The organism is Streptomyces sp. NPDC060366 (assembly GCF_042725135.1).
Classification (GTDB): Bacteria; Actinomycetota; Actinomycetes; order Streptomycetales; family Streptomycetaceae; genus Streptomyces.
Genome location: NZ_JBHXDC010000005.1, coordinates 1 through 9,506, shown reverse-complemented (window position 1 = coordinate 9,506; position 9,506 = coordinate 1). Strand labels below are relative to the sequence as shown.

The following is a 9,506-nucleotide window of genomic DNA, read 5'->3' as shown; positions in this document are numbered from 1 at the left end:
GAGTGGGCGTCGGCGCGGGCCGCGACGGGCGGTGTGTGAGGGCGCCGGCCGTACGTGAACGCTGGCTCCGGCCCACGTCGCGGCGGCTTGTCCGCCGACGCGGGACCTCGGGGCTGTCCGCACGAGGCCCCGCGCGGGGCGGAGTTGACGGTACGTCGGTGCGTTCACGCGGCCGGACGCGTGGCGAGCACGTCGCAGCCGCTCCTCTTGGCAGACGGCCCGCGTGGTCACCGGTGAGGGGCCGCCCCCCTACGAGAGCGGCCCCACCAAGTCGGCCTACGCGCGGCCCGCCGGTACCGCCGTGTCGGATACCCGGCTGCCCGCCCGGGTCCTGCGGCGTAGCGTGGGGCGGGTCTCCTGGGGGAGCGGCGCGGTCCCCGGAGCACCGTTCGCGGGCAGACGCTCCGCGAGCGTGGCGACGGTCGGTGCGTTGAACACGTCGCGCAGGGTCAGTTCGGCGCCCAGCGCCGAGCGGATCCGGTTCACCAGCCGCACCGCGAGCAGTGAATGACCGCCCACCCGGAAGAAGTTGTCGTCCCTGCCGATCTGTCTGCCGCCGAGAATCTCGACGAACAGGCCGTGCAGGACCTCCTCCCGCGCGTCACGCGGCACCTCTGCCTCCACCCTCCGCACGTCCTCCGGGGCGGGCAGAGCGAGCCGGTCGAGCCGGCCCTCCCGCGTCAGCGGAAGCGCGTCGAGTACGACGAACTCCGCCGGAACCCAGTGCGCCGGCAGCGCCTCGGCCACGGCCGCCCGTACCACCGCCACGTCCGGCACACCTTCGCTTGCCGCCACCTGGTAGGCGACCAGGCGGTGCTCGCCGGGTTCGTCCTCCCGAAGGAGCACGGCGGCCCGGCGGACGGACGGATGCCGGGTGAGCACCGCCTCGATCTCCCGTGGCTCCACCCGCAGCCCCCGCACCGTCGGCGGTTCGTCCCGGCGACGGCTGAGGACGCGCAGGGTCCCGTCCGCCGTCCGGACGGCCGACTCGCCGGTACGGTGCATCCGGCTGCCCGCGGGGCCGAACGGATCGGCCGTGAAGACCGCCGCCGACACCCCGGGCCGGTCCGGGAACCCGTCCGCTGTTCGCGGACCCGCGACGTACAGGTCTCCCGGCACACCGACGGGCACCGGACGCAGTCTGCCGTCCAGGACATAGCGGGATCCCTCTCCGAAGGCCGCCGCACCCGGCCCGTTCCCCACGGTGCCGCCGTGGCCGAACGCGCTGCCCGGCGCACCATGGCCGTACGCGATCCGCACCTGCCCGAACAGACCCTGCGCACGAGCCAGTTGGCCGGGCGAGGGCGCCTCGTCGCAGGTGATCACCACGCCGAGCCGGGCGAACGCCTCCGGATGGTCGTCCACGAGTACGTCGAACACGCGGCCCGGCAGCGTCGTGGCGGTGACGTCGTGCTCGACGACGAGCGACGCGATCGCCTCGGGCCGCCCGCTTCCGCCGGACCACAGCACACAGGCCGCGCCGGTCAGCAGCGGACCCCACAGCTCCAGGGCGAACCGCCCCGAGGTGACAGGCGCGTGCTGGAGCCATACCTCCGGAGGGCGCCCGGAGGAAGCAGGCACCAGCGCGCCGTCCGTGGCGGCGGCCACGACGGCGCGGTGCGAGAACAGCGCGTCGGGCGCGCCCGGCAGGACGTACGCCGCGTCGGACGCGTCGCCCGCGAGCGTCGGGGCGCCCGGATCGGCCCCGGCGTCCACCGCGGAACTCCCCGCCACAGCACCGCCGTCGGTGTCAAGCACGACGACGTGGGCCGGCCGAGCCGCGCCCAGCCGGTCCGCCGCCTCCGGGGCCGCGCAGACCAACGCGGCCAGCCCGCTCCCCGCGAGACGCCCCGCGTCCGGGCGCCCATCCGCCGCCGGGTCCAACAGCACATATGCGGCACCGGACTTGAGCGTCGCCAGCGCCGAGACGACCAGCGGTGTCCCCGGCTCCAGCAGCACGCCCACCACGTCACCGCGTCCCACTCCGCGCGCCACCAGACCGTGCGCGAGCCGGTTCGCGGCGGCGTCGAGTTCGCCGTACGTCATCCGCCCATCGGCCGCGATCAGCGCGACGGCGTCCCGGTCGGACGCGACGTGTCGTGCGAAGACTTCCGTGATCCGCGCATCGGACGCCGGGACGTGCCCGGCGCCGGAGGCGAACAGCGCCGCGCGGTCGGCCGCCGACAGGAGGTCGATCTCCTCGATCCCGCGCTCCGGAGCCGCTGCCACCTGCCGCAGGACCGCTGAGAGGCAGTCGACGACCAGCCGGGCCGTGGCGGCGTCGTACAGATCCGTCGCGTACTCCAGCACACCCGTGATACCGGCACGCGCGCCGTCCGCCTCCTGCCGCTCGGTCAGCGCCAGCGTCAGATCGAACTTCGCACGTCCGGTGTCGAAGAGGACGTCGGACCCGGACAGCGCGGACCGGCCGGCGGCGCCCGCACCGACCGGGCCCCCCGCGCTCCGCAGGAGCAACATGACCTGGACGAGCGGGTGATGGGCGGTGGAACGGTCCGGGCTCAGGTGCTCCACGAGTTGTTCGAACGGGACGTCCTGGTGCGCGTACGCGGCCAGATCGGCGTCCCGGACCCGGGCCACCAGCTCGGTGAAGGCGGGATCGCCGGAGACGTCCGTCCGCAGGACCAGGGTGTTGACGAAGAAGCCCACCAGATCGTCCAGTGCTGCGTCGCCGCGCCCGGCCTCGACGGTGCCGATCGGCAGGTCGGTCCCCGCCCCGAGCCTCGACAGCGTGACCGCCAGAGCGGCCTGGAAGACCATGAAGAGCGTCGCGCCACTCTCCCCGGCGATGCGCGCCAGCGCGTCGTGCACGTCCGCGTCGAGCGCGAACGGCTCCAGCGCGCCGTCGTGGGTCGCGACCGCCGGGCGGGTCCGCCCCGCCGGCAGCTCCAGCACCGGCGGGGCGCCGTCCAGAGCGGCCCGCCAGAAGTGAAGCTGCCGTGCGAGAACACTCTCCGGGCCGGACTCCTCGCCCAGTACCTCGCGCTGCCAGAGCGCGTAGTCGGCGTACTGCACGGGCAACGGCCGCCAATCGGGGGCCTGTTGGGTGAGCCGCGCGGTGTAGGCGGCCGACAGGTCCGCGAGCAGCGGCTCCAACGACCAGCCGTCGCCCGCGATGTGGTGCACCAGCACCACCAGCACCTGCGCGCCCGAGTCGTCCAGCTCCAGCAGCCGCGCGCGCAGCGGGATGTCGGCGCCGAGGTCGAAGATCTGGCCCGTCGCCGCGTCCACGGCCCCGGTCAGGCCCGCCTCGTCGGTGTGCACGACGTCCAGCGGCGGCCGGACCCCGGTCAGGATCCGCTGGTACGGCTCGCCGTCCACGACACCGCACACCGTGCGCAGTACCTCGTGGCGCTCGGCCACATCGGCCAGCGCGTCCGCCAGTACGTCGGCGTCCAGGCGTCCGTCCAGGCGGAGCACGACGGGGATGTTGTACGAACGGCTGGGCCCCTCCAGCTCGTTGACGAACCACAGCCTGCGTTGCGCGAACGACATGGGCACCCGCTCGGGGCGCTCCACCGGCACCAGCGCGGGCCGCCCCGATCCGCCGGCCAGTTCGTCCAGCCGCCGGTCGAGCCCGGCCGGGGTGGGGGCGAGGAACAGGTCACGGATGCCGAGGTCGACGCCGAGCACGGATCTGACGCGGTTCACCAGGCGCACACCGAGCAGTGAATGCCCGCCGTTGCGGAAGAAGTTGTCGTCCGAAGTGATCCGCCCCCTGCCCAGCACCGCGGCGAAGAGCCCGCACAGGATCTCCTCGCGCGGTGACCGTGCCGCCCCGGCGGCGCCCCCGGATCCGGCGTGTGCGTCCGCGTCACCCGCTGCCCGTTCCTCCGCCCCGCTGTCGGCCTGTGCGTCGGCCCGTGCCCCGGCGTCCGCCACTCGCTCGCGGCGTTCGGCCAGGGTGTGGCGTTCGGCGTCGGTGAGGGCGACGGCGTCGGTGACGCGGGTGGCGGGGTCGGCGGCGACGGCGTCGAGCGCGCGGGTGAAGAAGTCGAGCAGCAGGGTCGCGGTCGGTGCGTCGAACAGGTCGGTGGCGTACTGGAACCACACCTCGACACCGCCGGGCTCCCCGCCCTCGCCGTACACCTCCGTGCAGAAGACGTTGATGTCGAACTTGGCGGTGCGCAGCCCGGCCGGCTCGACGGCGCCTGGGATGTCGCCGAGCCGTACGCCCGGGTCGGTGCCGTTCTGGAGGGTGAGCATGGTCTGGAAGAAGGGGTGGTGGGAGAGCGAACGGGCCGGGTTGAGGTGCTCGACCAGCAGGTCGAAGGGCAGGTCGTCATTGGCGTATGCGGCGAGGCCGATCTCCCTTACCCGGTCGAGGAGTTCGGTGAAGGCGGGGTTGCCCGACACATCGGTACGCAGCACCAGACTGTTGACGAAGAAACCGACCAGATCGTTGAGCTCCTCCTCCGGGCGTCCCGCCACGGCCGAGCCCACGACGATGTCGTCCCGCCCGCTCACCTGCGCCAGCACACCCGACAGGGCCGCCTGCGCCACCATGAACAGACTCGCCCGCCGCGACCGTGCGAGTTCCAGCAGCCGGGCGTGGGTCCCGGCGCCGATCCAGCCCTTCACCAGATCCCCCCGGCCGGACGGCTCCGTCGGTCGCGGCCGGTCCGTCGGCAGCTCCAGCACCGGCGGCACGTCCGCCAATGCCTCCTGCCAGAAGGCCAGTTGTTCGGCGAGAACGCTGTCGGGGTCGTCCGCGTCGCCGAGCATGTCCCGCTGCCAGAGCGTGTAGTCGGCGTACTGCACGGGCAGTTGCTCCCACTGCGGGGCCGCGTCCGCCGACCGCGCCGCGTACGCGGTCGACAGGTCCCTCAGCAGCGGTCCGGTCGACCAGCCGTCCGTCGCCACGTGGTGGAGCAGCAGCACCAGCACGGACTCATCGGGACCCGTCACGAACAGCCTTACCCGCAAAGGCCGTTCGGCTGTGATGTCGAAGGGCTCGTGCGCGAACGCGTCCACCAGGGCGTCCACGGCGTCGGGCGCGCACCTCACCCGCTCCGGCTCCGGTCCGGGACCGTCGAGGATCCGCTGGTATGGCTCGCCGTCCACGGCGGGGAACACGGTACGCAGCACCTCGTGGCGGTGCACCACGTCCGACACCGCCGCGGCCAGCGCGTGCCGGTCCGGCACACCGCCCAGCCGCAGCACGACCGGCACGTTGTAGGTCGCCGACGCGCCTTCCAGGCGATTCATGAACCACAGCCGACGCTGCGCGAACGACAACGGGAGCACAGTCATTCCTCCAGACACCTCAGGGAGTTGAACGATCCCGCCGCCCTCCGGTCCGCCCTCGGGAGTCCGGGCGGCGCGGGCAGCGGGACGGAAGTGGAAACGGCGGACGGAACCGGAACGGGGCAGGACAAGCGAGGGGAGCGCCGCGCGGGACACACAGGGCCCAGGCCCTCCCGTGAGGAAGGCCCCGGGCGGGGCGCGGCACCGGCTCGGGGCCGGCGCCGCGCCGGCGGAGCGGCGCCGGTCAGGCCGACACGCCCGCCGGCTGCCGTTCGTCCTCACGGGCGGCGAGCATCGACTCGATCCGCCCGGCGAGGTCACGCAGCCGCGGGTGCGCGTAGACGGTCTTCACCGGAAGGCTCACCCCCAGCTCTCTGCGGACCCCCGCGACCAGTTTGATCGCCAGGAGCGAGTGACCGCCCAGTTTGAAGAAGTTGTCGTCGGCGCCGATCCGGGGCCTGTCGAGCACCTGCGCCCAGACCCGGGCGATCAACTGCTCGACGGGTCCGGTCGGTTCGTCCGCCGCCGGGCCACCGACCGGAGCAGCCGTGTCGGCCACCGGCGCCGCGGCCACGGGGGCGGGGAGCGCGGCCCGGTCCAGTTTGCCGCTGGGCGTCGTGGCGAACCGCGTGACCTCCATGAGGACCGCTGGCACCATGTAGCCCGGCAGCGTCGCCGTCAGGTGCTCGCGCAGCTCGGCGTGGGTCACCGTGCGCGCGGCGCGGTAGTACGCGACGAGCCCGGCGCTCCCGTTGACGTCGTCCCGCAGGACCACCGCGGCCTCGGCGACGGCGGGGTGCCCGGTGACGGCCGCCTCGATCTCGTACAGCTCCACGCGGTGACCACGGACCTTGACCTGGCCGTCGGCGCGGCCCAGGTACGTGAGCCGGCCGTCCGGCAGCCGGCGGCACAGGTCACCGGTCCGGTACATCCGCGAACCGTCCGCCGACAGGTCGGCCACGAACCGCTCGGCGGTCAGACCGGGGCGCCGACGGTAACCGCGCGCGACCCGGGGACCGGCCAGATACAGCTCGCCGGTCTCTCCGTCCGCGACCGGCCGCAGCTCGCCGTCGAGCAGCCGCATGCGCAGGCCGGGCAGGACAGCCCCGATGTGCGGGCCGTCGCCGGAGGCGATCCACCCGGCGGTGGCGTCCACGGTGCACTCGGTCGGGCCGTACAGATTGACCGCGCGCAGCGCGCCCTCGTCCACCAGCTCCGCCAGGCGCGCCCACAGGGCGGGGCCGATCGCCTCACCGCCGATGAGCAGGGTGAGCGGGCCGTCGGCCGCCGGGTCACGGGGCGGGAGGTGCTCCAGAAGCGGCTCGGCGTGCGACGGGGTGATGTCGAGATCGGTCAGCGACCGGTCCCCGATCAGTGCGGCGAGCAGCGCCGGGTCGGACCGTGTCTCCGTGTCGATCATGACGAGGGTGTCGCCCCGGCAGAGCCGTACCCACTGCTGTACCGACGCGTCGAAGGAAGGTGACGCGTTCCAGCCGACCCTGCCCGGCCCGGGAGCGGCGATTCCTTCGGACTCCAGTTCGGCCAGGAGCGCCGACGCGGCGCCCCGGCTCACCTCGACGCCCTTGGGGAGCCCGGTGGAGCCGGAGGTGTAGATGACGTACGCCAGGCCGTCCGCACCGACCGCGACCGGGGCGAAGCCGCCCTCCACCACCGGGCCGACGAGCGAGGTCAGTTCACCGACGGCCACCCGGTCGGGCCCGTCGGACGGTTCGGCGGCGGCGTCCGCGACGCCGTCCGCGACGACCAGCAGATCGGCGGCAGAGTCCTCGACCAGATACCTCCTGCGCTCCGCGGGCAGCGCCGGGTCCACCGGCAGATAGGCCGCGCCGGCGGTGAGCGTGCCGATCAGCGCCACCACCAGGTCGGCGCCACGAGGCAGGCTCAGCGCCACCACGCTCTCCGGGCCCACCCCGCGCCCGGCCAGGAGCCGGGCGACGCGCCCCGCCTCGGCCCGCAGCTCACCGAAGGTCAGCTCCCGGTCCCCGGCAACCACGGCGGGGCGGTCGGCCGGTACGGCCGCGAGCCGGGCCAGCAGGTCCGCCGCCCCGGCTCCGGCCGGTGCCGAACCCGTGTTCTCGCTGTACGGATGTGCGGTCGTCATCTTCCGCTCACTCCCCGAACGCGGTCGTCGCCGGCGCGGTCTCGGGACGGCAGGCGTCCAGGGTGATGGGGTCGCCCATGGCCACCAGGATCTTCCGGTCACCCTTGAAGGACTCCCGGCCGTGGGCGTTGAGCACGTTGTCGACCAGCATCACATCGCCGCGCTGCCAGGTCTCCCGGACGGTGACCTGGTCGTAGACGCGGTTGATCGCGTCGACCTCGTCGGCCGTCAGCCGGGTGCCGTCGCCGAGGTAGGTGTCGAACGGCAGCCCGTCGTCCCCGTACGTCTCCAGCAGCACCTCGCGGACGTCGGCGTCCAGCGTCCGGTTGTTCCAGAACGCGAAGTGGTTGAACCACGACTTCTCGCCCGTGACCGGGTGGGTGACGACCGCCGAGCGCCGCTGGCGGGTGCGCAGCGCGCCGTCCGGCAGCCACTCGTAGCCGATGGCATTCTCACGGCAGTACGCCTCGGCCACGGCGGGGTCCTCGGTGGCGAAGCTCTTCTGCCAGGGCAGACCGGCCAGTTCGGAGAAGTTACGGGTCAGCAGCCAGCCCTTGGCCATGAACCGGTCGCGCAGATCGGCGGGCAGCAGGCGCAGCGCCGTGCGCATGTCGCCGACCGTCGTCGCGCCGTCCTCGGTGGGGGCTGTGACGCAGCCGAACAGCAGGGTGCCGGGGAAGTCGAGGGTGTAGCTGTTCTCGTTGTGCAGCCGGATCGGCTGGACGGCGGGCAGGTCGGTCGACGAGAACACGCCCTCGCCGAAGTCCGTGCGCGGCGTGGCCTTCTCCTTGTAGCCGGCTCTGCTCGGCATGAGAACATCACGCACCCGTCCGAAGTCGGCCGCGTCACCCACCCCCAGCCCGCGAATCAACAGGGCGCCGGAGCGGTGCAGTTCGTCCCTGACCGCGGACCGCTGATCGGTGAGCCAGTCGATCGCCGGCTCGATCGCGTCGAACGAGGGGGTCCGCAGGACCGCGGGCTTGCCCGCTTCCCTGCTGACATCGAGAGCGGTGGCGGGAGTGGCGGTGGCCGTGGGCGACATCGCGTGATTCCTTCTGATCGGCTGGACGGGTGGGGTGGGTCAGGCGAATTCGTGCGGGGTGGGCGCCCCGGAGACCACGGAGTTGACGAGGCCGAAGAAGCGCTCCAACTGCTGCTGGAAGTAGAAGTGGCCGCCCGGCAGGAACTCGAACACGGCCTGGCCGGTGGTGATCTCGGCCCATCGCGTGAGCGCGTCGAGCGGTACGACCGGGTCCTCGGTGCCGCCGATCGCGGTCACCGGGCAGCTCAGCGCGGGGGAGGGGCCGGTGTAGCGGTAGACGTCGTCGATCGCGAAGTCCGCGCGGATCGAGGGAATGATGATCTCGCGCAGCTCGGGCTCGTCGAGAATGCCGTCGTCGGTGCCGCCGCGTGCCTTGATGGCCGTGACCAGCTCGTCGTCGGTGAGCCGTTCGGGGTGGACCGTGCTCGGGTTGGCCATGAACGGTGCCCGGCACGCCGAGGCGATGAGGGCGCGCGGGGCGCGGCCGGCCAGGGTGAGGGCGCGTGCGACCTCGAAGGCGACCAGCGAGCCCATGCTGTGCCCGAGTACCACCAGGTCGTCGGTCCCGGCCGGCAGGCTCTCCAGGATCGGGCCGACCAGGTCGTCCACGTCGGTGGGGAGCGGGTCGGAGAAGCGGGCGCCGCGGCCGGGGTACTGGCCGATCAGCAGCCGCACGTCGGAAGGCAGGAACGTCCGCCATTCCGTGTACGCGTGGGCGTTTCCGCCGGCGTGCGGGAGGACCAGCAGGGACGTACGCACGTCGGCGGCGTCGCCGGCGTCGAGCGTCCACACAACGTCGTCGGGATCGGGAATCACCTTGCACTCCGTTCGTCTGAAAGGCGGTTGTGAAAAAAGGCGGTCGCAAAAGAAGGGGGGGTGCGAAAAGCGCGCGCAGCGCCGGACAGGGCCTAAAGGAGGGTGCCCGCCTCGGTACGGCGCCGCAGGGCAGGGCGCTTGCGCTGCCGGGGAGCCGCTTCCGTCAGTGTGGTGATGTGGTGGGTGAGGGTGGCGGGGGTGGGGTTTTGGAAGATGTCGCGGATGGTGAGGTTGGTGTGGAGGGTGGTGCGGATGTGGGTG

At 73.1% G+C, this 9,506-nt stretch carries 4 protein-coding genes; all 4 read right to left on the bottom strand.

From position 1 onward, the window contains the following. Nucleotides 1-276: 276 nt before the first annotated feature. The 4 genes from ACFWHU_RS14980 to ACFWHU_RS14965 all read right to left on the bottom strand — a co-directional run bounded on the left by ACFWHU_RS14980 (nucleotide 277) and on the right by ACFWHU_RS14965 (nucleotide 9,245). Complete coding sequence (locus ACFWHU_RS14980) at nucleotides 277-5,271, bottom strand: condensation domain-containing protein (protein ID WP_387225154.1); 4,995 nt, start codon at nucleotides 5,269-5,271, stop codon at nucleotides 277-279. 238 nt (nucleotides 5,272-5,509) lie between these two features. Then, nucleotides 5,510-7,387, bottom strand: a complete 1,878-nt coding sequence (locus ACFWHU_RS14975; protein ID WP_387225153.1) for an amino acid adenylation domain-containing protein — start codon at nucleotides 7,385-7,387, stop codon at nucleotides 5,510-5,512. Between the two features lie 7 nt (nucleotides 7,388-7,394). Then, nucleotides 7,395-8,429: a TauD/TfdA family dioxygenase gene (locus ACFWHU_RS14970; protein ID WP_387225152.1), complete on the bottom strand. Its 1,035-nt coding sequence runs from the start codon at nucleotides 8,427-8,429 to the stop codon at nucleotides 7,395-7,397. Nucleotides 8,430-8,468: 39 nt separating this feature from the next. Further along, on the bottom strand, nucleotides 8,469-9,245 hold the full coding sequence (locus ACFWHU_RS14965; protein ID WP_385799894.1) for a thioesterase II family protein: 777 nt from the start codon (nucleotides 9,243-9,245) through the stop codon (nucleotides 8,469-8,471). Nucleotides 9,246-9,506 lie beyond the last annotated feature (261 nt).

Coding starts and splice junctions, on each gene's coding strand:
- ACFWHU_RS14970 (WP_387225152.1), bottom strand. CDS start 8,429: ATGTCGCCCACGGCCACCGCCACTCCCGCCACCGCTCTCGATGTCAGC.
- ACFWHU_RS14975 (WP_387225153.1), bottom strand. CDS start 7,387: ATGACGACCGCACATCCGTACAGCGAGAACACGGGTTCGGCACCGGCC.
- ACFWHU_RS14980 (WP_387225154.1), bottom strand. CDS start 5,271: ATGACTGTGCTCCCGTTGTCGTTCGCGCAGCGTCGGCTGTGGTTCATG.